26 protein-coding genes are annotated in these 21,431 nt (G+C 62.7%); 7 read left to right on the plus strand and 19 right to left on the minus strand.

The genetic code is table 11. From position 1 onward, the window contains the following. Window positions 1-16 precede the first annotated feature (16 nt). The 3 genes from ACR0NY_RS04320 to ACR0NY_RS04330 form a co-directional block, all read right to left on the minus strand. A complete protein-coding gene (locus ACR0NY_RS04320) occupies window positions 17-979 on the minus strand; it encodes a DUF3179 domain-containing protein (protein WP_170368627.1) in 963 nt (320 codons plus the stop codon). Window positions 980-1,101: 122 nt separating this feature from the next. Next, window positions 1,102-1,647: a peptidylprolyl isomerase gene (locus ACR0NY_RS04325; protein ID WP_170368628.1), complete on the minus strand. Its 546-nt coding sequence runs from the start codon at window positions 1,645-1,647 to the stop codon at window positions 1,102-1,104. Next, on the minus strand, window positions 1,640-2,146 hold the full coding sequence (locus ACR0NY_RS04330; protein ID WP_093962382.1) for a peptidylprolyl isomerase: 507 nt from the start codon (window positions 2,144-2,146) through the stop codon (window positions 1,640-1,642). Before ACR0NY_RS04330 ends, ACR0NY_RS04325 begins: the two co-directional genes overlap by 8 nt. Before the next feature lie 134 nt (window positions 2,147-2,280). Between ACR0NY_RS04330 and ACR0NY_RS04335 the strand changes: the two genes are divergently transcribed. The 3 genes from ACR0NY_RS04335 to ACR0NY_RS04345 all read left to right on the plus strand — a co-directional run bounded on the left by ACR0NY_RS04335 (window position 2,281) and on the right by ACR0NY_RS04345 (window position 4,340). Continuing rightward, the gene (locus tag ACR0NY_RS04335) at window positions 2,281-3,471 is read left to right on the plus strand and encodes a phosphoglycerate kinase (protein ID WP_170368629.1); all 1,191 of its coding nucleotides are present in this window, start codon (window positions 2,281-2,283) and stop codon (window positions 3,469-3,471) included. 59 nt (window positions 3,472-3,530) lie between these two features. Then, complete coding sequence (locus ACR0NY_RS04340) at window positions 3,531-3,875, plus strand: lysozyme inhibitor LprI family protein (protein ID WP_170358791.1); 345 nt, start codon at window positions 3,531-3,533, stop codon at window positions 3,873-3,875. A gap of 165 nt (window positions 3,876-4,040) precedes the next feature. Next, window positions 4,041-4,340: an FtsB family cell division protein gene (locus tag ACR0NY_RS04345; protein ID WP_170338112.1), complete on the plus strand. Its 300-nt coding sequence runs from the start codon at window positions 4,041-4,043 to the stop codon at window positions 4,338-4,340. On the opposite strand, the gene ACR0NY_RS04350 is transcribed toward ACR0NY_RS04345, so the two are convergent. After that, a complete protein-coding gene (locus tag ACR0NY_RS04350; RefSeq protein WP_170358790.1) occupies window positions 4,337-5,056 on the minus strand; it encodes a hypothetical protein in 720 nt (239 codons plus the stop codon). The genes ACR0NY_RS04345 and ACR0NY_RS04350 overlap by 4 nt on opposite strands. A gap of 224 nt (window positions 5,057-5,280) precedes the next feature. On the opposite strand from ACR0NY_RS04350, the gene pdhA reads away from it, so the two are divergent. From pdhA to ACR0NY_RS04365, 3 genes are read left to right on the plus strand one after another with little or no spacing between them, the layout of a single operon-like run. Then, on the plus strand, window positions 5,281-6,270 hold the full coding sequence (gene pdhA / locus ACR0NY_RS04355) for a pyruvate dehydrogenase (acetyl-transferring) E1 component subunit alpha (RefSeq protein WP_093962386.1): 990 nt from the start codon (window positions 5,281-5,283) through the stop codon (window positions 6,268-6,270). 15 nt (window positions 6,271-6,285) lie between these two features. Beyond that, window positions 6,286-7,659: a pyruvate dehydrogenase complex E1 component subunit beta gene (locus ACR0NY_RS04360; RefSeq protein ID WP_170368630.1), complete on the plus strand. Its 1,374-nt coding sequence runs from the start codon at window positions 6,286-6,288 to the stop codon at window positions 7,657-7,659. Between the two features lie 14 nt (window positions 7,660-7,673). Next, window positions 7,674-8,987: a pyruvate dehydrogenase complex dihydrolipoamide acetyltransferase gene (locus ACR0NY_RS04365; RefSeq protein WP_170368631.1), complete on the plus strand. Its 1,314-nt coding sequence runs from the start codon at window positions 7,674-7,676 to the stop codon at window positions 8,985-8,987. A 69-nt stretch (window positions 8,988-9,056) separates the two neighbouring features. Here the strand turns inward: ACR0NY_RS04365 and cysE are convergent, their stop codons facing one another. Next, the gene (cysE, locus tag ACR0NY_RS04370; protein ID WP_093962389.1) at window positions 9,057-9,866 is read right to left on the minus strand and encodes a serine O-acetyltransferase; all 810 of its coding nucleotides are present in this window, start codon (window positions 9,864-9,866) and stop codon (window positions 9,057-9,059) included. An 86-nt stretch (window positions 9,867-9,952) separates the two neighbouring features. On the opposite strand from cysE, the gene ACR0NY_RS04375 reads away from it, so the two are divergent. Then, window positions 9,953-10,291 carry a TraR/DksA family transcriptional regulator gene (locus ACR0NY_RS04375; RefSeq protein ID WP_170338108.1) on the plus strand — a complete coding sequence of 113 codons (339 nt, stop codon included), beginning with the start codon at window positions 9,953-9,955 and terminating at the stop codon, window positions 10,289-10,291. Here ACR0NY_RS04375 and ACR0NY_RS04380 read toward each other — a convergent pair. The 14 genes from ACR0NY_RS04380 to ACR0NY_RS04445 form a co-directional block, all read right to left on the minus strand. Then, a complete protein-coding gene (locus ACR0NY_RS04380; RefSeq protein WP_170368632.1) occupies window positions 10,272-10,568 on the minus strand; it encodes a DUF7742 family protein in 297 nt (98 codons plus the stop codon). The genes ACR0NY_RS04375 and ACR0NY_RS04380 overlap by 20 nt on opposite strands. Window positions 10,569-10,575: 7 nt before the next feature. After that, a complete protein-coding gene (locus tag ACR0NY_RS04385) occupies window positions 10,576-14,541 on the minus strand; it encodes a baseplate multidomain protein megatron (RefSeq protein ID WP_170368633.1) in 3,966 nt (1,321 codons plus the stop codon). Beyond that, a complete protein-coding gene (locus ACR0NY_RS04390) occupies window positions 14,541-14,984 on the minus strand; it encodes a C40 family peptidase (protein ID WP_170368634.1) in 444 nt (147 codons plus the stop codon). Before ACR0NY_RS04390 ends, ACR0NY_RS04385 begins: the two co-directional genes overlap by 1 nt. Continuing rightward, window positions 14,984-15,871 carry a DUF2163 domain-containing protein gene (locus ACR0NY_RS04395; protein WP_170368635.1) on the minus strand — a complete coding sequence of 296 codons (888 nt, stop codon included), beginning with the start codon at window positions 15,869-15,871 and terminating at the stop codon, window positions 14,984-14,986. The genes ACR0NY_RS04390 and ACR0NY_RS04395 overlap by 1 nt, the downstream gene beginning before the upstream one ends. Beyond that, window positions 15,871-16,503: a DUF2460 domain-containing protein gene (locus ACR0NY_RS04400; protein ID WP_170368636.1), complete on the minus strand. Its 633-nt coding sequence runs from the start codon at window positions 16,501-16,503 to the stop codon at window positions 15,871-15,873. The genes ACR0NY_RS04395 and ACR0NY_RS04400 overlap by 1 nt, the downstream gene beginning before the upstream one ends. A gap of 15 nt (window positions 16,504-16,518) precedes the next feature. After that, the gene (locus ACR0NY_RS04405; RefSeq protein WP_005982489.1) at window positions 16,519-17,181 is read right to left on the minus strand and encodes a phage tail tape measure protein; all 663 of its coding nucleotides are present in this window, start codon (window positions 17,179-17,181) and stop codon (window positions 16,519-16,521) included. Further along, window positions 17,159-17,377 carry a rcc01693 family protein gene (locus ACR0NY_RS04410; protein ID WP_170338100.1) on the minus strand — a complete coding sequence of 73 codons (219 nt, stop codon included), beginning with the start codon at window positions 17,375-17,377 and terminating at the stop codon, window positions 17,159-17,161. Before ACR0NY_RS04410 ends, ACR0NY_RS04405 begins: the two co-directional genes overlap by 23 nt. After that, window positions 17,374-17,694, minus strand: a complete 321-nt coding sequence (locus tag ACR0NY_RS04415; RefSeq protein WP_170338098.1) for a gene transfer agent family protein — start codon at window positions 17,692-17,694, stop codon at window positions 17,374-17,376. The genes ACR0NY_RS04410 and ACR0NY_RS04415 overlap by 4 nt, the downstream gene beginning before the upstream one ends. After that, window positions 17,694-18,107, minus strand: a complete 414-nt coding sequence (locus ACR0NY_RS04420) for a phage major tail protein, TP901-1 family (RefSeq protein WP_170338097.1) — start codon at window positions 18,105-18,107, stop codon at window positions 17,694-17,696. Before ACR0NY_RS04420 ends, ACR0NY_RS04415 begins: the two co-directional genes overlap by 1 nt. Window positions 18,108-18,127: 20 nt before the next feature. Then, entirely contained in the window at window positions 18,128-18,541 is a 414-nt protein-coding gene (locus ACR0NY_RS04425) for a DUF3168 domain-containing protein (protein ID WP_170338095.1), read from the minus strand. Continuing rightward, a complete protein-coding gene (locus ACR0NY_RS04430) occupies window positions 18,538-18,876 on the minus strand; it encodes a phage head closure protein (protein ID WP_170338093.1) in 339 nt (112 codons plus the stop codon). Before ACR0NY_RS04430 ends, ACR0NY_RS04425 begins: the two co-directional genes overlap by 4 nt. After that, window positions 18,873-19,472, minus strand: a complete 600-nt coding sequence (locus tag ACR0NY_RS04435) for a head-tail connector protein (RefSeq protein WP_170338091.1) — start codon at window positions 19,470-19,472, stop codon at window positions 18,873-18,875. The genes ACR0NY_RS04430 and ACR0NY_RS04435 overlap by 4 nt, the downstream gene beginning before the upstream one ends. A 177-nt stretch (window positions 19,473-19,649) precedes the next feature. Continuing rightward, a complete protein-coding gene (locus ACR0NY_RS04440; protein WP_170368637.1) occupies window positions 19,650-20,828 on the minus strand; it encodes a phage major capsid protein in 1,179 nt (392 codons plus the stop codon). A gap of 34 nt (window positions 20,829-20,862) precedes the next feature. After that, entirely contained in the window at window positions 20,863-21,408 is a 546-nt protein-coding gene (locus ACR0NY_RS04445; RefSeq protein WP_170368638.1) for an HK97 family phage prohead protease, read from the minus strand. Window positions 21,409-21,431 lie beyond the last annotated feature (23 nt).

The following is a 21,431-nucleotide window of genomic DNA, read 5'->3' on the forward strand; positions in this document are numbered from 1 at the left end:
TCGCGCGACGCGCGTGTCAGCGCCCTGTCATCCAGATACCGTCGGGCCAGAAGGCGTGGAAGGCAAAGGCGAACATCACATCATGCACGACATCCCGTCCGGCACCATCCGTGACGCGGATCGATCCTATGTCGCGTCCCTTGTCGACGCGCCCGGCGTCCAGAGCCGAGGCTTGCCCCGCCGACCAAACGATGACAACGCCTGCTTCTGACAATCGCCCAGCCGCACGCAATCGCGTCAGCGGCCAGGCCCGCTCTCCGACACGCACCACCCGTTCGAGCGGTTGAATACCATGCGGAGGCAGCGCGCCGTCATACAAGAACGGTCTGCGCGCGCTGTCATAACCGCGATAGGGGTTGCGCCCGTAGTCCCGCGCAAAATTCGGCTCGGCCATTACCAGACCGTCGGGATTGCGCTTGCGGAACTGGTCCCACCCTTCCATCCACGCTGGCAGCGCTGTCAACTGAGCACCGGTCAACTGGCCCACGATCGCTTCGCCTGTGGCTTGCTGCCACCAGCTTTCGGTTTCGCGGTCATACATGATCATGTCCGAATTTCGCAACTTGCCGGACACGCCAAAACTGAGCAACCGTCCCGGGATACGCCGATCAAACACCAGCCCCGAATTGCACAATGGGCAATATGTAACCGCGACTGGGCGGTTTCCGATGCGATCATTCACGATCTCATGCCAGATCAGATATCGAAGCGGATAGGCGCGCGGGCGCTTACCGGGCAGTTCAACCGTGATCACGGCCTCGGTCATACCCAGCCCGGTTTTCGCTGAAACCGGGACAAACTCGGGCTTGTCGATGGCCGGGATACCGTCTTTCGGCGGTCCGCCGGACCGGACCTCAGACCAGTCACCGATCGAGGTGACCGAAAAATCGGTTTTGGGCCATTCGTCGCGCCACAGGCTCGGGTCCGCGGACACCGCGGTTGCGCAGAACAGCAGAAGGGCAAACAGACGGCTTCGCATGAGGCACCTTTGGATACCTGCCATCGTGCCTCAGGCCGTGCGGTCGGGCCAAGCCCCTTACACAGGGAGGTGAAGCGCCGTGCGCGGACAACCCGGCGCGCAGTCCGCGCCGGGTCTAGGGATCATTCGGTGACGGTCACCTTGGTCATGACGTCCGGTTGGCCGACCACCGCGCCGTTCGGGCCTGTGCCGCGCTTGATCGCATCAACAACGTCCATGCCGTCGGTCACCTTGCCCACCACCGTGTACTGGCCATTCAAGGTCGGGGCCGGTTCGAACATGATGAAGAACTGCGAATTTGCGCTGTTTGGATTGCTGGCGCGAGCCATTCCGACGATGCCGCGCTCGTACGGAACTTCGGAAAACTCGGCTGGCAGGTCCGGACGGTTTGAACCGCCGGTACCGGCGCGACGCATGTCGCTGCCCAGTTTACCGTATTCCACGTCCCCAGTCTGTGCCATGAACCCCTCGATCACGCGGTGGAACACCACCCCGTCATACTTGCCTTCGGCGGCCAGAGCGGTGATCTGCTCGATATGCTTGGGCGCGACGTCTTCGAACAGGTCGATGGTGATCGTGCCGTTGGCCTCGCCCTCGACTTCGATCTGCAGGCCTGCGGCCAGCGCGGGGCTGGACAACAGGGCAAAGGCGGCGGCCAGCTTATACATCGGCGGCCACCTTGACGCTGATCATGCGGTCGGGGTTCGCAGGCGGCTCGCCGCGGGTGATGGCATCGACATGCTCCATCCCCTCGATCACGCGGCCATAGACCGTGTATTGGCCGTTCAGGAAATGGTTGTCCTTGAAGTTGATGAAGAACTGCGAGTTGGCCGAGTTCGGGTTGGCCGAACGAGCGGCACCGAGGGTGCCCCGGTCATGCGGCAGCTTGGAAAACTCGGCCGGAAGGTTCGGCAACGACGACCCGCCGGTGCCTGCCATGCGGATGTTGAATCCGTCTTCCATGTCGCCGTGCTGCACGTCGCCGGTCTGGGCCATAAAGCCGTCGATCACCCGGTGAAAGGCCACGTTGTCATACTCGCCCGCGCGCGCCAGTTCCTTCATGCGCTCGCTGTGCTGAGGCGCCACGTCCGGCAGCAGCTCGATGACGACGTTGCCGTCCTTCAGCTCGATGATGATGGTGTTTTCGGGATCCTTGATCTCGGCCATGGGGCCCTCCTGTGGAATTGATTTGCGCAAATACCTATGCGCCAGACGCGCGAAAGCCAAGTGACGCATTGACCTGAGGGCAAAATGCAGGAAAAGAACCGCTTACGCGTGGTGACAACGGCGAGGATGAAACGATGGGCTGGAAAACTCTGGACGACATGGATTTGCAGGGCAAACGCGTTCTTGTGCGCGTGGACATCAACGTCCCGGTTCTGGATGGCGCCGTGACCGATGACACCCGGGTCCAGCGGATCGTGCCCACGGTCCGCGACATTCTGGCCGCTGGCGGCAAACCCATCCTACTGGCCCATTTCGGCCGGCCCGGCGGTGAACGTCGGCAGAACCTGTCGCTGAAACAGCTGGTGCCCACACTGGAAGCCGCCTTTGGCACGAAGGTCCGTTTCGGAGAGGATTGCGTCGGATACGAGGCTGAAATCGCTGCCGCAAACCAAGGCGACGGCGAGGTCTTGCTGCTGGAGAACACCCGCTTTCACGCCGAAGAGACCCAGAACAGCATGACCCTGGCCGAAGGTATGGCCAAGATGGGAGACATCTACTGCAATGACGCCTTCTCGGCGGCTCATCGGGCGCACAGTTCGACCGAGGCTCTGGCGCGCCTTCTGCCCTCCTGCGCCGGGCGCCTGATGCAGGCAGAGCTCAGCGCACTCGAAGCCGCTCTGGGCAACCCTCAGCGTCCTGTGACCGCTGTGGTCGGTGGGGCCAAGGTATCAACCAAGCTGGATCTGCTGGGCAACCTGATCGAGAAGGTCGACAACCTGATCATCGGCGGCGGCATGGCCAACACCTTTCTGCTGGCCAAAGGGCTGGACGTTGGCAAATCGTTGGCCGAGCACGCGATGACCGATACTGCAGCCGAAATCATGGCAAAAGCAGACGAGGCAGGCTGCCGGATCGTCCTGCCCAGCGATGTTGTCGTTGCCGAGAAATTCGAAGCACACGCCCCACACAAGGTCGTCCCAGCGAACAAGTGCCCCGCAGAATCGATGATACTGGACGCCGGGCCGGACAGCGTCGCCGCGATCTGCAACATCTTCGAACAGAGCAAGACTCTGATCTGGAACGGCCCATTGGGGGCATTCGAACTGGAACCCTTCGACGCGGCGACAAATGCCGCTGCATTGAAAGCCGCAGAACTGACGCGGGCGGGCAAACTGGTTTCGGTCGCCGGTGGCGGCGACACGGTTGCAGCCCTCAATGCGTCGGGTGCCGCGCAGGATTTCACCTACATCTCGACCGCCGGCGGTGCGTTCCTGGAATGGATGGAAGGCAAAACCCTGCCAGGTGTGGCAGCGCTGGCCCAATAACCCCATTCTAGTTGGCGATCGGCATTCATGGTATTCTCCCACAGACCGGGAGATGGGCCATGAAAGCCGTTGCCACGTTTGCAGTTATCCTCCTGCCCAGTGTTTCTGGCGCGCAGTCCCATTGCGCCGGGCAAACTCAGATCGACGCCACTTTCTGTGCCAAAGAGAAATGGGAAATCGCTGATAAAGAACTGAACCGCCTCTGGAAAGAGGTCAAATCAGCGGCGGACAGGCGCGGAAACGGCGAGGCTTTGTTGAACGAACAGCGTACTTGGTTGAAACGCAGGGATGCAACTTGTGACCCCGAATTCAAAAGCGATGGCAGTGCCGCGCAAATGTTCTATTGGTCCTGCATGGAAGAACAGACCCTGAAGCGAAATAGGGAACTGACCGCTTTGCGTTGAGCGGATACCTACGTGGTCATGGCTCTACGAGCATCACTTTTTTCGTCGAATTGCAAAAAGTGCGAATCGGGGGATTCACAACCCGAATCACCTGTGACATAGTGCCGACAGATGCCCGCAAAGGGCACGTTTTTTTGAGGCAGTATTCATACGGCGGTTAACAGAGTGTCCCGTTCCAATCGGCCCGGTCTGGGCGCAGTCGCATTCTTCTCGGTGGCTTTCATGCTGGGTGTCTATTTCACCTTTGCTGCCGTTCAGGGCGACTACGGCCTGTTCCGACGGATCGAGATTTCAGCGGAACGGGACGCTCTGTCACGCGACCTTGCGGCGCTGAACGCCGACATCGCTCGGATGGAAAACCTGACCCGACGCCTTTCAGACACCTACCTGGATCTCGACCTGCTGGATCAGCAGGCCCGAACCGTTTTGGGAATGATCCGGGCTGATGAAATCGTCATCCGCTAACTAGCTGTTTGCCCGACCGCCCCGGGTTCCTCTGCAGTTGGCAACTTATACCCGAAAGCATCGATTTCCCTTCGGAACAGGTCAGCCACCAGGTCCACGGCTTCGCCGTCCCAGTTTTCACCGTAGAAGACATCGAACTGCTTTGATTTCCGAATGCCGGAATTCAAACGCTTGTCGCCGAGACTGACATCGCCAAGGCCGAAGTCATCCAGCACCTGCGCCAAATCGCTGTCCAGGCTTTCGTATCGCAACACCCGATCAACCGCGATCTCCCCGCCCTCAGAATAAAGACGGAAGTCAGAGAAGAACTTCAGGCGAGTCCTGCAAAAGCTCAGGAACAGTGCATTTGCGTCGTTGATCTGTGTTCCGCGCTGATGCATCCAGAAATAGAACGCTGAGACAGCCTTGTCCCAAGGGTTTCTCTCAACGCAAATGCTGCTGCAGCCCTCCGCAATATCAGACAGATACCGATTGACCACACCGATCCCATTGTGGGGATACCGAGCCTGCACTTCGCCTTTGGCTCTTTCCCGCAAAAGCTGGACCGACCGGCGGACGATGTATTGCTTCCCCGGACGTTGAAGTTCGGCTTCCTTGCCGAACGGTGTTGCGAAATCTCCGTCCTGCAGTTTCGCGCTCAGTGCAATTTCGATGGATGATCCGGCGGTTTTCTTCGTTTTGATGAAAACCAGCTTCGGCTCTCTGAGGATCATCATGCCAATCTGTCTCCGGCGCCTGTTCAAAATTGCCTGCTAATGGAAGCATACTAACCGTGCATAGGGCGAACCAAAAGGCGAAAACCTGCCGGATATCGGGTAGAAACAGATACCCCCACCCCGTCCAGGACGCTGCGTCACATTTCCGCTCGCCAGAAAGCGCGAAATGCTTTATGAGATAGTTTAACGCTAAACTATCTTGCCGGAAGGGAGAGGTCGCCACGATGGCTGCGCGAAAAACCACAAAGAAACCAAATGTTTCTGCGGAAGAACTCAAAACCTACTACCGCGAGATGCTGTTGATCCGCCGATTCGAGGAAAAGGCAGGTCAACTGTACGGCATGGGTCTGATCGGCGGTTTTTGCCACCTTTACATCGGTCAGGAAGCCGTCGTCGTGGGGCTCGAAGCTGCGGCCGAGGATGGCGACAAGCGCATCACCTCCTACCGCGACCACGGCCATATGCTGGCCTGCGGGATGGATCCGGGCGGCGTCATGGCTGAATTGACCGGACGCGAAGGCGGCTTGTCCAAGGGCAAGGGCGGCTCGATGCACATGTTCTCGAAAGAAAAGCATTTCTATGGTGGCCATGGCATCGTCGGCGCACAGGTTCCGCTGGGTGCAGGCCTGGCCTTTGCAGACAAGTACAAAGACAACGGCCGCGTGACCTTTACCTATTTCGGTGACGGCGCAGCGAACCAGGGTCAAGTCTATGAAACCTTCAACATGGCGGCCATTTGGCAATTGCCGGTGGTCTTCGTGATCGAGAACAACCAGTACGCGATGGGCACGGCGCAATCGCGCTCAACCTCGACCAAGGACATCTATCACCGCGGCGAGGCGTTCGGCATTCCCGGCGAAATCGTCAACGGCATGGACGTTCTGGCGGTGAAAGAGGCCGGTGAAAAGGCCGTGGCGCACTGCCGGGCTGGGAAGGGCCCGTACATCCTCGAGGTCAAGACCTACCGCTATCGCGGCCACTCGATGTCGGACCCCGCCAAGTACCGCACCCGCGAAGAGGTGCAGAAGGTGCGCGAGCAGAGCGACCCGATCGAACACGTGCGCGAGCTGCTGCTGACCGGCAAGCACGCCACCGAGGATGACCTGAAGGCGATCGACAAGGAAATCAAGGAGGTCGTCAACCAGGCCGCCGAGTTCGCCAAGGAAAGCCCCGAGCCGTCGCTGGACGAGCTCTGGACCGACATTTACGCCTGAGAGGACGAATAAGACATGGCAACCGAAATTCTCATGCCCGCCCTTTCGCCGACCATGGAGGAAGGCACACTGGCCAAGTGGCTGGTCAAGGAAGGCGACACCGTAAGCTCTGGCGACATTCTGGCCGAGATCGAAACCGACAAGGCCACGATGGAGTTCGAAGCCGTCGATGAAGGCATCGTCGGCAAAATCCTGATTGCCGAGGGCACCGAAGGCGTGAAGGTCAACACGCCGATCGCGATCCTGGTCGAAGAGGGCGAAGACGCCTCGGCCGTGACCGCGGCTGCCCCCGCAGCCGCAGCGGAGGCCGAAGCCGCCCCGGCGGCGGTTGAGGCCCCCGCTCCTGCCCCTGCTGCACCGGCCGTGCCAACCGTGGACCTGTCGCCGGACTGGCCAGCAGATGCCGAGATGAAATCGATGACGGTCCGCGAGGCTCTGCGCGACGCGATGGCCGAGGAAATGCGCTCGGACGAAGACGTCTACCTGATGGGCGAAGAAGTCGGTGAATACCAAGGCGCCTACAAGGTGAGCCAGGGCCTGCTGGACGAATTCGGCGCAAAACGTGTGATCGACACGCCGATCACCGAGCATGGCTTTACCGGCATTGCCGTGGGTTCCGCCTTTGGCGGCCTGAAGCCGATCGTCGAGTTCATGACTTTTAACTTCGCCATGCAGGCGATCGACCAGATCATCAACTCGGCTGCCAAAACGCTTTATATGTCCGGCGGTCAGATGGGCTGTCCGATCGTGTTCCGCGGCCCCAACGGCGCCGCCGCGCGCGTGGCGGCCCAGCACTCTCAGGACTATGCCGCCTGGTACATGCAGATCCCGGGCCTTAAGGTGGTGATGCCTTATTCGGCAGCCGATGCCAAAGGTCTGCTGAAATCGGCGATCCGCGATCCCAACCCGGTCGTGTTCCTGGAAAACGAAATCCTTTATGGTCGGTCGTTCGATGTGCCGCAGGTCGATGATCTGACCGTGCCGTTGGGCAAGGCCCGCATCTGGCGCGAAGGCACCGATGTGACCATCGTCAGCTTTGGGATCGGTATGCAATACGCATTGGAAGCCGCCGACAAGCTGGCTGAGGATGGCATCAGCGCCGAGGTGATCGACCTGCGCACCATCCGCCCGATGGACACTGGCGCGATCGTCAACTCGGTGATGAAAACCAACCGTCTGGTCACGGTCGAGGAAGGCTGGCCGCAAGGCTCAGTCGGCAGCTACATCAGTTCCGTGGTCATGCAGGAAGCGTTCGACTATCTAGATGCGCCCGTCATCACGCTGACCGGCAAGGACGTGCCCATGCCCTATGCGGCGAACCTGGAAAAGCTGGCGCTGATTACCACCGACGAGGTGATCGCCGCCGTCAAACAAGTGACCTATCGGTAAGGAGCGACTGACAGATGCCCACCGAAATTCTGATGCCCGCCCTATCGCCGACCATGGAGGAAGGCACGCTTGCCAAATGGCTGGTCAAGGAAGGCGACACCGTCTCCTCCGGCGACCTGCTGGCCGAGATCGAGACCGACAAGGCCACGATGGAGTTCGAAGCCGTCGATGAAGGTATCGTCGGCAAGATCCTGGTTCCTGAGGGCACCGAAGGGGTCAAGGTCAACACCCCCATCGCCGTGCTGCTGGAAGAGGGCGAAAGCGCCGATGACATCGCCGCCGCCCCCGCCAAAGCGCCCGAGGCTGCACCCGCAGCCGACTCGGGCAACGAGGCCGCCGCACCTGCGGCGTCCGAGGCGCCCGCCCCCGCTTCGGCACCTGCGGCTCCGGTCAAGGCAGATGGCGGTCGCATCTTTGCTTCTCCGCTGGCCCGTCGCATTGCCGCCCAAAAGAGTCTGGATCTGGCACAGATCAAGGGCTCGGGCCCGCATGGCCGCATCGTCAAAGCAGATGTCGAAGGCGCAACCGCTCCGGCAGCGGCACCGGCACCGGCTGCTTCGGCAAGCGCAGCGCCGGCCCCTGCCGCTGCTCCTGCAGGCCCCTCGGCCGACATGGTGGCTCGCATGTACGAGGGCCGCGAGTACGAGGAGGTCAAGTTGGACGGCATGCGCAAGACCATCGCCGCCCGTCTGGCCGAGGCCAAGCAGACCATCCCGCATTTCTACCTGCGCCGCGATATCAAGCTGGACGCGCTGCTGAAATTCCGCAGCCAGTTGAACAAGCAGCTGGAAGCCCGTGGCGTGAAGCTGAGCGTCAACGACTTCATCATCAAGGCCGTCGCCAACGCGCTGCAGCAGGTGCCCGAGTGCAACGCCGTCTGGGCGGGCGACCGGGTGCTGCAGCTGAAACCCTCGGACGTGGCCGTAGCCGTCGCGATCGAAGGCGGCCTGTTCACCCCGGTCCTGCAAGACGCCGACACCAAATCTCTGTCGGCCCTGTCGACCGAAATGAAGGACCTGGCCGCGCGCGCGCGCGAGCGCAAGCTGGCCCCGCATGAGTATCAGGGCGGCACCTTCGCGGTTTCGAACCTGGGCATGTATGGCATCGACAATTTCGACGCCATCGTGAACCCGCCGCATGCGGGCATCCTGGCCGTCGGCACCGGCGCCAAGAAGCCAGTCGTGGGTGAGGATGGGGAGCTGACCGTGGCGACCGTGATGTCGGTTACCATGTCGGTCGATCACCGGGTGATCGACGGCGCGCTTGGGGCACAGCTCCTGCAAGCCATCGTGGACAACCTCGAAAACCCCATGGTCATGCTGGCCTGATCCAAGTCACAAAAATCAAAAAAGCCGCCTCGGACCCCGAGGCGGCTTTTTTCGAACCTGAGAACAGGTTTACTGATCCTTGCCCAGCATGTGATCCATCGAGATCGAGGGCTGGTCGCACCCCGCCTCACCCACGATCTTGGCGGGGATACCCGCTACGGTCTTGCAGGGCGGCACATCCTGCAGCACCACCGAACCGGCGGCGATGCGGCTGCAATGACCCACGCGGATGTTGCCCAGAACCTTGGCCCCGGCCCCGATTAGAACGCCATCCTCGATTTTGGGATGACGATCCTCTTCTTCCTTGCCGGTCCCGCCCAGAGTCACCGAATGCAGCATCGAGACGTTGTCGCCCACGACCGCAGTTTCACCGATCACGATGGAATGCGCGTGGTCGATCATGATGCCCTTGCCGATCTTCGCGGCGGGGTGAATGTCGATCCCGAAGATTTCCGAACTGCGCATCTGGAAGAAATAGGCCAGATCGTGCCGGCCCTTCTGCCACAGCCAGTGTGCCACGCGATAGGCCTGCATGGCTTGGTAGCCTTTGAAATACAGGATCGGCTGCAGCAGACGATGGCAGGCCGGGTCGCGCTCGTACACGGCCATCAGGTCCGCGCGGGCTGCATTCATCAGCGCCTTGTCATCGGCATATGCCTCTTCGACGATTTCACGCAGAACCATCATCGACATCTCGTTCGAGCACAGCTTGGCCGAGATCCGATAGGACAACGCACGTTCCAGAGACTTGTGGTGCAGGATACAGGCATGCACCAGTCCGCCCATCAAAGGCTCTTTTTCGACGGCGGCCTGTGCTTCGGCCGTGATCCGGTCCCAGACGGGGTCAACTGACGTAACTTGGGTGCGCGTTTCAAACATGGCTTTTGATCCTCTGCTGCGCCTAGAATAGCCATCTAGGCCCAAAAAGGCCAAACGCAAACCCTTGATGTGCAACACAACAGAAAATGAACCGGTCCGAACTCAGGGAATTTGAAACACTTATCCTGTCCCGGCTGGAGGAATTGGAACGCAATTCCCTGGCCGGTCAGGACGCTCAATCCGTGGTCGAGCTTGACCAGCAGGCGGTCGGGCGGCTCAGCCGAATGGATGCGTTGCAGAATCAGGCCATGGCCAAGGCGCAACAAACGCGACGAGATCTCGCAGCCCGACGGCTGAGAGCCGCCCTCGACCGGATAGCCGAGGGCGAATTCGGGTATTGCGAGGATTGCGGTGACGACATTCCGCGCAGGCGGCTGGACCTGGACCCGGCCGCCAGCAAGTGCGTCAGCTGCGCGGCCGGTTGAGTTGAAACCGGATAAGTTGGCGCAGTACCGCCTCGAAACACCGGCAATACTCGGTGTCGCTAAAGCTCGGCTCATCTGCCAGCGGGCGGCTGCGTGCCGCTGCCATCAATGCTCCGTTCCCGTAAACAGGATGCAAACGACCCGTCGCGGTTACGTGACGGTCAGCCAACTCGGCCTCGGCGATCATGCGCGCGCACAGCCGCTCACGCTGGGCTTGCGGCACGGTCAGCAAAACCCGCGCCGCAGAACTGACATCGCCGTGCAAAACAGGGCGCATGGTCTCCCTACCCCACACTCAGCCGCGCGGCCGCGCCCGGCCCGTAGCTGGCCGAAACCTGCGCCACCTCGACCTCGTAGAGGCCCGTGACCCCGTCCGAAGACTGTGCCGCCGCGGAATAGGTCCAACTTGGCGTCGTGGCGATCTCTTCCCGAACAAGGGTGCCACCTGACCGAATCCGGATCAGATAAGTCTCGGACTCCTCGCCCAGCGGCACGTCCAGCACGTCCCAATCGTCGCCGTCGATCCGGGTTCGGCGTACCCAGGTGAACAGGTCATCGCCCCCGTGTCTCTCGACCTTCAGATGAACTGGCGCGTAGGGGCGCAGACCGTTTCCATCAAAGACCTCGACCTTATGGACATAGGAATCGTCGTCGTATCCGCGGGTGGCAGGCCCGATCCGGTAGTGCCGGGCAATTCGGCGTTCGGTCCGCAGCAGGCTGGTCTGAAGAACCCTCTCGTCAAGCAACACGAACACAGAACCCTCCGGCCAGCTTTCAGGCATGACTGCGTCCGTACCCAATTGGCCGCGCAGGCGGCCAGACAAGGCATAGACCCCGGGTTCCTGCAAGACGGCATCCGCGAATTGAAACACTTCCCAATTTCCGGGCGTGCCGTCTCCGATCGCCGCCAAGTTGGCGCCTGTCAAAAGCGAGTCACGCGACCGCGACTGCAAGACGCCATCAACAAGGCGCACGCGCAGCGGCTCACCTTCATCCCAAACCCCTGCGCTCGCGGACAGCAAGGCGGATTCGGTGAACCCGATCACAGCCTGACCTGTCACCAGATCGCGCAGCGCGTAGCCCTCGTCGCTGTCCGAGGAATAGACGGCGACGCTGCCTTGCCAAGGATCGGCCGTGACGGCCAGATAAGGGGCGTGCGGCTCTTCGGCGCCGGTAATGAGTGGCAGATCCAGAAAAATCGGAAGAACCGGGACTGGGGCCACAAAGGGTTGTGAGACAAACCCATCATCCGCCATGTCGGACGGCGAATAGACCCCGGGCTCGATCCGCACGGCAGCCGCCAGCTGGATGTCAGCCTGTTCCAACCTGTCTATGCGATACAGCGCATCGGCTCCCCCATTCCAAGATGGAAGTCGAACAATGTCGCCGGCGCCCAGATGCATCTGCGACGGCGGCAGCGCAAACCGAGCGGTGTTGCGCGCGACGCGGGCCTCGGCCAGCCAACGTTCGACCGTCTGCCTCCCTTCGGCGCGGGTCATCGACAGAGGCATTTCGTTCACGGCAACAGAATGTGTCCGATCATCGGGCAGCACGGCCTCCTCTGATACCACATCGTGGTCCGCATCCGACTGCACGAAGCGCAGACGCACGCGGCCAGCCATTTCGGCCTCGGCTTCGCGCTGGTACTGGACCCTGCCATCGACCTCGGGGCTTTCCGCGACCTGATCCAGCGACAGATCGAATGCCCGGCGCCCGGCCCTCATGCGGAATGTCAGAACACCGTCCCGCTCGATCGCATCAAATCCGTAGCGCAGCATCAGCGGTTGCAGGGCCGCCCGCGCGTCCGAAACATCTTCGATCACGTATCCACGGACAACTCCGTCCAGCGCAGACACATCAAAATCGGAAACGCCTGCAGCCTGACAAATCTCGGCCACCACCGAGGCCAGTGTCCTGGCACCAGAACGTCCGTTCAACCAATGACCACGGGCGTAGTTTTCGCCGTCGCTCCACTGCGAACGCAGGTTCGGAAATGTCGGGTAAGGTCTCGCGTCCCACGCCCACACGTAGGCATTCGAAACGTCCACCATCGGACCATCGTAGATATCCGAAACCGGGTTAATCTGCGGATCGGCCCAATATCCCAGAACTGCCTTCAAATACTGAACCTGAATGAAATCGTCGCGTTGACCGTTTGAGTATTTGGGCAGATCGGATTCCGAGGATTTCGGATCCAAAAACTTGTTGGGTTGGTTCGTTCCCTTGTCTATGGCCGCACAGCCCAATTCCGTGAACCAGATCGGCTTTGATCCCGGAACCCAATCGGTCGGGTCAGCTTGGCGCACTCCTCCGATCCGTTCGTGGTGCAAGTTCGACCACCAGTTGCGGATGTCCTTATATCTCCACACCCATGGCTCTGAATGTTCGCCGTCCTCGATCGGATACCTTATCTGCGCGTCCTGTTCCTCCGGCGTTGGATAGTACCAGTCGTATCCTTCACCGCCTTCGATGTTGCCGCGCAAATAATCCAGGTCGTAGATTGACCGGGCACCATCCATCGCATCACGATGATCGTCGCCATCCCGCCAGTCCGAGACCGGCATGTAGTTGTCGATCCCGACGAAATCGATGTTTTCGTCTGCCCACAGTGGGTCCAGATGGAAGTATCGGTCACCGCTGCCGTCGGCAGGCTGGTACCCGAAATACTCTGTCCAATCCGCAGCGTAGCCTATCTTGGTGTCTGGCCCCAGTATCTGCCGCGCTTCCGCCGCCAATGCCTTCAGCTGAGCGACGGCCGCGAACCCGGACGCGCCGCGTATCTGGGTAAGACCACGCATTTCCGAACCGATGCAAAACGCCTCGACCCCGCCTGCTGCCTTGCACAACGCCGCGTAGTGAAGAATGAAACGGCGCATGCTCCATTCTTCCGGGCCGGTATAGGTCACGCTGCCATTACCGATGATGAAATCCGAGGCTTGGGCTGCACCAAAAAAGCTTGCTACCTGAGCGTCCGCACCTGCGGTTCCGTCCAACGACCCCGGACGCCCCGGAGCCACGTCCAGCGTGATCCGGCCGCGCCACGGCAGATGCGGCTGATCGCCGGCATCCGACCATGGGTCTGGAAGACCATTACCCTGCATCTGATCCATCAGGATGAAAGGATAAAACATTACCCGGCTGCCGGAGCCCTTGAGGTGTTGAATGGCCTGAACCACCGACGCATCGGCCGGGGTACCGCCATAGACCGGTCGCCCGTCCACCTGTTGCACGACCTGAGCCGATTTGCGCTTTAGCCCAGAGACTTTCCACGGCATGTTGGCGCCGTCCACGTCTTGGGGGATCACCTTGGGTCGAATGCTGCAAGCGCCGCAACGCAAGTCATCTCCGAACCACGAGACCACCAGCGACGCAGCCTTGCAGCCCGGAAGTTCTTTGCTCAGGGCACGCATCGAGGCCACCAAATCGGGCTCGCCCGAGGGCGCATTGACGTTGGCGGCCCAGCTTTGACCCGACCCTTTGGAGTAGTTTACCTGCGTGCTGGCCAGCGTGTATTCCCCGGTGCCAGGCATCAGGGCCACGGCCCGGACAATCCGTTGCAATTCGAACTCGTAGTCTGGTGCGGATTTCTGGTCCGGCCGAACAACCTCGAAGGAGAACTGGGGAACGCGATTGCCAAATTGCGCCAGCGGCAGATCTTCGATCACCACATACGCTGTGCCGCGATAGGCCGGAACCGTCCCGTCACCTTCGATCGTTTCGATCAGGGGATCCGGCAGCTGATCCTGGCTACCCGTATAAACCCGCATGTTCAGGCTGTTGCGCTCAAGCTCTTCCCCATCGGCCCATATCCGCGCGATGTCCGCGATCTCTCCGACGCCGACAGCAATCGCCAGTGATATCGAATAGCTGTAGCTATGGGTGGTCGTGGTGACTTCGGCAGGTTTTGGAGTTCCCTTGCCGCCAGCAGACTGCGTAGACGTCGTGGTTTTGCGGGTCTCAAGGAAATCCGACGCCCAGATCACCTGCCCACCGACCCGCATTCGGCCGAACACAGTGGACAACGGCACGCCCTCGCCTGTTTCCGTAAGTCTGAACCGGTCCAGCCGGCCGGACTCGACCACCTCGCTTCCGGCGCCCATGACCGACTGGCTCATCAATCGCTGGTCGATAACCCGCCCGAGCGTCGCGCCGACTGCCCGCCCCACGATGGCCGTTGACAACCCTGCAACGGTTCCACCGATGGAGCCGCCCAGCGCAGCCCCCGCCGCAGATAAAACTATCGTCGCCATCAGTTGCCCTCCAAAGGAAATTCAAAGCAGGCGACCACCCGGCGGCGCCAGGGGTCGCTCAGAGTGTTCTCGACAACGCCATGTCCGGAATAGGCATGGATGAAGCGTGGCACGGCGCCCGCTTCGCTCACGATACCAAGGTGTTTGGCCACACCGGCATCGCGCATCCGGAACAGCAGCACGCACCCAGGGGCCAGAAAGTTGCGCGGACGTTCGACCAGATTGCGCCGCGCAGCCGCCCACATGCGCTCTTCACCCTGCGGTTCAGACCAGTCCATGCTGTAGGTAGGCACCGCCTCGGGCTCGTGGCCGATGGCGGATCGCCAGACGCCGCGCAGCAATCCCAAGCAATCGGTTCCTGCGCCCTTGACCGAGGCCTGATGCACATAGGGCGTTCCCAGCCAGCCTCGCGCTTCGTCCACGATATCCTGAGCCGTCACCATCACCGCCTGCTGCCTCCATTGTTCGCGTTGCCTTGTTTCGGCACCGCCATCACCCAGTCTTCGCTCGGCAGATCCGGAAAACCTTGAAAATTTATGACGTTGTTGAATTTCAACCGACATGTCTCCATCCGCTTGTCGCAGCCCGCCAGCACCCGCACACGGTCACCCGTGGCCAGACCCGAGCCCAGAGCAGTCCAAAGATGCAATTCCCGCCCGATCTTGATGCTCCGGTCCGTCTTCACCGAGGCCCAGAGCCCCTGAGAGCGGCCAGTCAACACATCGACGCGGCCGCGTTCGAACCAGCCGTCCTCAAACGCCTCCGCCCCCTGCAGCCAAAGGATCGGCCCCTCGTCGATCTCGGCAATCTCGGCCTCGGCCCAGTAGCCGGGGGTCAACCTGTCGAAGCCGCAGGCTTTGTCACCCAGAACCGCCGTACAGGGCTTTTGGTAGATCCGCCCCAAGGGTCGGTTCAGAAGATCGGTCAGCCCGCGCAATTCGGCGTGAAACGCGCCCCCTGCGCGGCGCAGCTCGCCGATTGAGCCACGGAACTGCAACATGCGCTGTTCCGGCGCGGCCCAGTTGACCAGCCATGCTCGGACATCGGCTCCGTCAAAGCGGCCGTCTTCGATATCCTCGTCGCGCACGGCTGCATCAGACAGCGCCCCCATGGCCTCGGAATTGTCGATCGACAGCCCCGTCGCCTGTTCGATCGCCGAGGCTGTGAGGCCGGTGCTTGCCTTGAACACCAGCCCGTCAAAGGCCAGTTCGCGGTCATGGTCGGTGAACCCGAAGGACACGCCATCGGTTCGAGTAATCGCCCAACAGCGGCAGACCGTGGTCATGCCGGACTGCAGATGGGTCAGCAATGCCTGCTTGTCACCGCTCATCAGACCCGCACCTCCACCACCGGAACATTGGGTACGTCGCCTGCCTGAAAGCTGGCCACGCTGACCTGAATCCTGTCGGTGTCGAAGCGCACCGGCACGTCGAAATCGAACCCGGCGGTCACCTCGACCCCCTCGGCCGGCGGGACCGCGAATTGGATCAGACCGCTATTCAGGTCCACCTCGAAATCGACGCCTTCTCGGGCCTCATCCTGATCCAGCCCAACCTTGACCGTGCCGAGCACCGGCTTGACGATGGGCCTGACATAGCTGGCCACGCCCGAGGCATAGGTCTTGACCAGTTGGAACACGGTCGTGACCCCGTCGCCCTGCCCGATTACCTGGTCGCCCTTGTCGACCTCGGCGGATGCGGCGCAGGACTTGTAGTCCGACCAGTCCTTCCAGCGGAACCCGTACATCTGCCCCTGGCGCGCCTCGAAAAAGGCGATCAGCGTCTGGATGTCGTCCAGCGACCGCATCCCCAAACCGGCGTCATAGCGCCGCCGTGAATGCGCCCAGGGCGTGTTGCGCTCCTCGAACCCGTTGGCCAGCGTCACGATATCCGTGCGTCGCTCGGGTCCGCCGACCGAGCCGAAACTCAGGCTGGCGGGAAATCTGACTTCGTGGAAATTCATGTCCTGCTCCCCAAACTACCGGTTGCGATTGCCGCGCCCCAGGGCGCGGCTCATCTGGGCCGCGATCTGGCCCTGGCTGCGGCGGAAACCCTGCACGTCGGGCGTGGTGATGTTCATCACCACGTTCACCGCCCGTCCGCCGCCCGAATTGCGCACGCCCAGCTTGCCGTCGGGTCCGCGCGCCAGCGGCATGATCGCCTCGGGGCCGGCCTCACCCATCAACCCGGTCGCACCGCGCATCGGAAAGGTGGTCGGCCCGGTAACCACGCCGCCATTGGCAAAAGGCATGACGCGTCCTTGGGCGAAACTGCCGCCGTCGGCAAAGGGCAGCAGCCCCTGCACCAGGCCGCCGACCGTATTGGCCAGCATGCCGCCGAAATGATCCGTCACCGGCTTGATCGCCGCCGAATAGGCCGTGCGGATCATGGAGTTCTTCAGCACGTCCAGCGCGTCCGACAGGTTCATGCCGTCCAGAACCACGCCGTCGAAGGCCTTGCGCAGCCCGCTCGACATGCCCCGCTCCAGGGTGGCGACATCCTTCCCGGTCTCTTCGAAAGCGGCGCTGATCCGCTTCATCTGGGCATCGAAGGCCGCCGCCATCGTGGCGGCATCGCCCAGGGCATCGCCCAGCGCCTCGCCGCGCTCCTGCAGGTCGTCAAACCCGTCCCGATCCGTCATCACGCTCTCCTTGTATCTTGTCGGGCCAGGCGGCCAGCAACCTGTCCAGCCGCGCCCGGTTCATCGCCGGCATCCCGCGGCCCTGCCCCAGCATCAGCCGCAGTTCGGCCGGGGTCAGACGCCAGAACTGATCCGGCGTCAGCCGCAGCTCGTGCAGCCCGGCACGTATCAGGCCGGGCCAGTCAAAGCCGCTCATGACTCACCCGGCACCATGAAGGCCCGCGCCAGCAGCTCGGCCGCCGCCCGCGCCGCCGCCATCGGGCCGCCCTCTATCTCGGCCCGCAACATGTCGGCGCGGGTCACATCCATCCCGCCACCGCGCAACCCCGCCAAGATCAGCGCCAGCACGTCACCGCTGGAATAGGCGCCGCTCTCGAACCGCTGCACCAGTTCCACCAAAGACCCTGCGCCCAGCTCCTGCTCCAGCTCGGCCAACGTGCCCAGCGTCAGCTTGAGCACCCGGCGCTGGCCATCGACCACCAGCGCCACTTCTCCCGCCCACGGATTGACCATCACAACGCCACGAAGGTCAGAGCACCGGCGCTGGCCAGGCTCATCTCATAGGTCGCTTCGCCATTATGCGAGCCGGCATACTCGATCCCGGTCACTTGGAACGGTCCTTCGACGATGCCGAAATCGGGGATGATCACCTGAAAGGCGGGCGTTTCGCCGTCAAAGAACAACTGCCGCGCGCGTTCATCCGTGCCGGCGTCCTTGAACACGCCCGATCCGGAAATCGAGGCCGACTTGACCCCCGCCCCCGACAGCAGCTCGCGCCAGCCGCCTTGGCTCTCCAACGAGGTGACATCCACGCTTTCCGCGTTGAAACTGATCCGCGTGGCACGCAGCCCCGCGATGGTCTGGAACAGGCCTGTGCCATTCATGTCCACCTTGACCAGCAGGTCCTTACCGTTCTGGGCACCCATATGCTCTCTCCATTGATTGCTTAGTTGTCTTCCACGCGGGCGCGGAATCTCAGGTCGATCTGCCGGATCGCGCCGCCGGTCCCGGTGCGCCGGGCCGAGGCCCGCTCGAACCACAGCCCCACCAGCCGTCCCCGATCCAGCGTCAGCGCGGCCCCGTCCAGCGCGTCGCACACGGCCCCGGCCAGCGTCTTGGCCGCGCCGAACCCGGCCGCCTCGGACACCACCGACACCGTGAAGCGATGCAAAGTGCCTTGCCCCGTCTTGTCCGAGGCCTCGCGCACCTCCTCGGGGCCAAGCGTCACGTAGGTCTGCGGAACCGTCCCCGAAGGCACCGCGTCATAGATCGCGCCGCCGCTCAGCGCGCCCACCTGGGCATCCGCCACCAATTGCTGGAACACCGCCGCCTGCAGCGCCGCCGAAACGCCATAGCTCATGCCGCCACCTCCTCATCCGCGAAACAGGTCAGATAGCGCCCGGCCGCGTCGTATTCGGCCACCGCGCGGATCACGAAGCGCCGATTGCCCTCGCGAAACCTCTGATCGGGTGCCGGGCGCATCGACGACCCCTCGGGCGCGCCACGCACCACGATGCGGTAACTCACGCGCGAGACCGCCACATTCGCGACCGCGCGCTCGGTGCCTGTCCGGGCGGTCACCTCGGCCCACAGCGTGCCCAGAGGCGCCCAAGTCTCGGCATAGCCGCCCGCGCCATCGGCCACCCGCACCGGGGCCTCCAGCACCAGCTGCCGGTTCAGGCGGGGAGCGCTCATTGCATCACCCCCGCGCCGAAGCGCACCATGCGATAGCGCTGGATCAGGCTGGTCACGCCGAAGGGCATGCAGCCGTCACTCAGGCTGGTCTCGTTGCGATACTCATAGTAATGCGCCGCCAGCAGCAGCACCGCCTGCCCCAGATCCGCCGGCAGCCCGCCCCAATCCGCCGCCATCCCAGCCGTCAGCGCGATGGTCACCTCTCCACCGGTGGGATTGGCGGGCAGGCAAGCCCCCAGCGGGCGCAGGCAGGGGCGCTGGTTGTCGCGCTCCAGGCGGTAAGTCCCGGGCGCCACCACCTGCTGGGTGCCCCGCGCGTCGGTCAGCGTCACCGCGTCGATGCTCGTCACCGGCGCGACCGGCAAAACCTCGCCCGCGTCGTTCCGCCAACGGCTCAGGGTCCAGGTGAAACTGCGCGATATCAGCACCTTGCCCGTGCGCGCCTCGATCGCGGCCATCGCCGCCCTCAGGAACCCTTTCAACACGTCGTCCTGCAGGCCGGTCTCGGCAAATCCCGTGCCCAGCCGCAGATGCGCCTTGAATTGATCCACCGGCAGCGCCGCATCCGCGATGGCGGTTTCTTCGATCAACATCATCCATTCACTCCGCAATCTCGGACCCCTCCGGGGGCCGCATCCTTGGAAAATGGCGGGCACGCGCCGCCCCACGTTGCTCGGACGGAGGGGAGCAGCTAGACAACGCGGGGGATCTCACCCCGGCCCGCGCCCGCCGCCCGAGGGACCGGCCCACCGGCCCCCCGGATCCGTCACCACTTAGGCGGTGCCGAATTTCACCAGCTTGATCGCGGCAAAGTCGCTGATGTCGCCGCCCACGCGCTTGGTGGCATAGAACAGGACATGCGGCTTGGCGCTGAACGGATCGCGCAGCACGCGCAGGTCGGGGCGCTCGGCGATGGTGTAGCCGGCCGAGAAGTCACCGAACGCGATCGAGAAACTGTCGGTGCCCGGATCGGGCATGTCCTCGGCGATCAGCACCGGATAACCCATCAGGCGCGCGGGCTCACCCGCGGCCAGGCCATCCGACCACAGGAAGCGGCCGTCGGCATCCTTCAGCTTGCGGATCACGCCCGCGGTTTTCGAGTTCATCACGAAGGTGCCGTTCACGCGGTACTGCGCGCCCAGCGCATAGACCACGTCAACGATCGCATCCGCGTCGATGCCGCCCGCGACACCGGTGGGCACATAGCCCAGGTTGCCCCAGGTCCAGACGTCGTTGTCCACCGCCGGATGGCTCAGGATGCCCTTCGGCTTGTCGATGCCGTCACCGTTGACAAAGGCCGCCGCCTCGGCGCGGGCAAACTTGTCGGCGATACGGCCGGCCAGCCAGCCCTCGACGTCGAATGCGCTGTCGTCCAGCAACCGCTGCGAGGCCTTGGGCAGCGCGCTCAGCTCGTGCAGCGGGATCGAGATGCGGTCGATCGACGGGGTGCCGGTCTCGGTGGCCGCCGCTGTTTCATCGGCCCAGCCCGCGCCCACATCGGTGTGGTCGATCAGCACGTCGAACGAATTCGCCTCGACATTCACGACCGACGCGATCGAGCGGATCGAAGCGGTGGATTTCAGCACCGACTTGATCATCTCGGCGGTCTGAGGATCGACCAGATAGCCGCCATCGCTGTTGACGGCGGTCGACAGCGACTTGGCCTCGATCTCCAGCCCGCGCAGGGCATCGTCATCGCCCGAACGCACATAGGCGTCAAAGGCCTTCTGGTGCGGCGCTTCCTCCAGGGTCGAGGCCGCAAGATGCGGGCGCGCCGCGATGGTTGATTTACGATCCAGCATGGTCAGTCGCTCTTCTGTTTGTTGCAGTTTCTGTTGAACTTCAGCCTTCAGGCCCTTGAATTCGATGACGAATCCAGCCATCGCCTGCTTCACCTCCTGAACCAGGGGCACACCCTCTCCGGTCAAGGCCGCGGTCTCGGTCTTGCTCATCAGCACTTCCTTTCTGGGTGGGGGTTGAGGCGCGCTAGGTTCGCGCCAGCTCCTGCCGGGCGTTCTGGAACACCTCGGCAATACTGCGCCAGGTTTCCTCGGCATCGAGGTCCGACCCCTTTGCCGCCACCCGCGCACTGGGCAGCATCGGGAAGGTCACCAGCGACACCTCCCACAGCTCCAGTTCCGTCAAGAGCCGCCGGCCCTTGTCATCCTTCACGGCCCGCTTGGTGCGATAGCCGATCGACAGCCCGTCAAGCGCACCGGCGCGGATCAGCTCTGCCGCCTCGCGGCCCTTCTGGGTGCTTTCCAGCAGCCGCCCCTTGACCCACAGGCCGCGCTCGTCCTCGCGCACCTCGTCCCACACGCCGATGGGCTGGGCCGGGTCGTGCTGCCACAGCATCTTGACCCGCTGCCCGGCCGCCTTCAGCCCGGCCAGCGACGCGGCATAGGCGCCTTTCTGCACCACGTCGCGGCCCTGATCGACCTGGCCGAACAGGCTGGCATAGCCCTCGATCACCGCGTCCTCGGTCACCGACAGCCCATCGCCGAACCGCGCGAACTTGCGTTCCAATTTCATGAAATACTCCTCGTAAGCCGCTG

It is taken from the genome of Ruegeria sp. BJ5 (assembly GCF_056537865.1).

What these genes read in the sequence shown, in the direction of transcription:
- ACR0NY_RS04320 (WP_170368627.1), bottom strand. Translation starts at nt 979, where the DNA reads ATGCGAAGCCGTCTGTTTGCCCTTCTGCTGTTCTGCGCAACCGCGGTG.
- ACR0NY_RS04325 (WP_170368628.1), bottom strand. Translation starts at nt 1,647, where the DNA reads ATGTATAAGCTGGCCGCCGCCTTTGCCCTGTTGTCCAGCCCCGCGCTG.
- ACR0NY_RS04330 (WP_093962382.1), bottom strand. Translation starts at nt 2,146, where the DNA reads ATGGCCGAGATCAAGGATCCCGAAAACACCATCATCATCGAGCTGAAG.
- ACR0NY_RS04335 (WP_170368629.1), top strand. Translation starts at nt 2,281, where the DNA reads ATGGGCTGGAAAACTCTGGACGACATGGATTTGCAGGGCAAACGCGTT.
- ACR0NY_RS04340 (WP_170358791.1), top strand. Translation starts at nt 3,531, where the DNA reads ATGAAAGCCGTTGCCACGTTTGCAGTTATCCTCCTGCCCAGTGTTTCT.
- ACR0NY_RS04350 (WP_170358790.1), bottom strand. Translation starts at nt 5,056, where the DNA reads ATGATGATCCTCAGAGAGCCGAAGCTGGTTTTCATCAAAACGAAGAAA.
- pdhA (WP_093962386.1), top strand. Translation starts at nt 5,281, where the DNA reads ATGGCTGCGCGAAAAACCACAAAGAAACCAAATGTTTCTGCGGAAGAA.
- ACR0NY_RS04360 (WP_170368630.1), top strand. Translation starts at nt 6,286, where the DNA reads ATGGCAACCGAAATTCTCATGCCCGCCCTTTCGCCGACCATGGAGGAA.
- ACR0NY_RS04365 (WP_170368631.1), top strand. Translation starts at nt 7,674, where the DNA reads ATGCCCACCGAAATTCTGATGCCCGCCCTATCGCCGACCATGGAGGAA.
- cysE (WP_093962389.1), bottom strand. Translation starts at nt 9,866, where the DNA reads ATGTTTGAAACGCGCACCCAAGTTACGTCAGTTGACCCCGTCTGGGAC.
- ACR0NY_RS04375 (WP_170338108.1), top strand. Translation starts at nt 9,953, where the DNA reads ATGAACCGGTCCGAACTCAGGGAATTTGAAACACTTATCCTGTCCCGG.
- ACR0NY_RS04380 (WP_170368632.1), bottom strand. Translation starts at nt 10,568, where the DNA reads ATGCGCCCTGTTTTGCACGGCGATGTCAGTTCTGCGGCGCGGGTTTTG.
- ACR0NY_RS04385 (WP_170368633.1), bottom strand. Translation starts at nt 14,541, where the DNA reads ATGGCGACGATAGTTTTATCTGCGGCGGGGGCTGCGCTGGGCGGCTCC.
- ACR0NY_RS04390 (WP_170368634.1), bottom strand. Translation starts at nt 14,984, where the DNA reads ATGGTGACGGCTCAGGATATCGTGGACGAAGCGCGAGGCTGGCTGGGA.
- ACR0NY_RS04395 (WP_170368635.1), bottom strand. Translation starts at nt 15,871, where the DNA reads ATGAGCGGTGACAAGCAGGCATTGCTGACCCATCTGCAGTCCGGCATG.
- ACR0NY_RS04400 (WP_170368636.1), bottom strand. Translation starts at nt 16,503, where the DNA reads ATGAATTTCCACGAAGTCAGATTTCCCGCCAGCCTGAGTTTCGGCTCG.
- ACR0NY_RS04405 (WP_005982489.1), bottom strand. Translation starts at nt 17,181, where the DNA reads ATGACGGATCGGGACGGGTTTGACGACCTGCAGGAGCGCGGCGAGGCG.
- ACR0NY_RS04410 (WP_170338100.1), bottom strand. Translation starts at nt 17,377, where the DNA reads ATGAGCGGCTTTGACTGGCCCGGCCTGATACGTGCCGGGCTGCACGAG.
- ACR0NY_RS04415 (WP_170338098.1), bottom strand. Translation starts at nt 17,694, where the DNA reads ATGGTCAATCCGTGGGCGGGAGAAGTGGCGCTGGTGGTCGATGGCCAG.
- ACR0NY_RS04420 (WP_170338097.1), bottom strand. Translation starts at nt 18,107, where the DNA reads ATGGGTGCCCAGAACGGTAAGGACCTGCTGGTCAAGGTGGACATGAAT.
- ACR0NY_RS04425 (WP_170338095.1), bottom strand. Translation starts at nt 18,541, where the DNA reads ATGAGCTATGGCGTTTCGGCGGCGCTGCAGGCGGCGGTGTTCCAGCAA.
- ACR0NY_RS04430 (WP_170338093.1), bottom strand. Translation starts at nt 18,876, where the DNA reads ATGAGCGCTCCCCGCCTGAACCGGCAGCTGGTGCTGGAGGCCCCGGTG.
- ACR0NY_RS04435 (WP_170338091.1), bottom strand. Translation starts at nt 19,472, where the DNA reads ATGATGTTGATCGAAGAAACCGCCATCGCGGATGCGGCGCTGCCGGTG.
- ACR0NY_RS04440 (WP_170368637.1), bottom strand. Translation starts at nt 20,828, where the DNA reads ATGAGCAAGACCGAGACCGCGGCCTTGACCGGAGAGGGTGTGCCCCTG.
- ACR0NY_RS04445 (WP_170368638.1), bottom strand. Translation starts at nt 21,408, where the DNA reads ATGAAATTGGAACGCAAGTTCGCGCGGTTCGGCGATGGGCTGTCGGTG.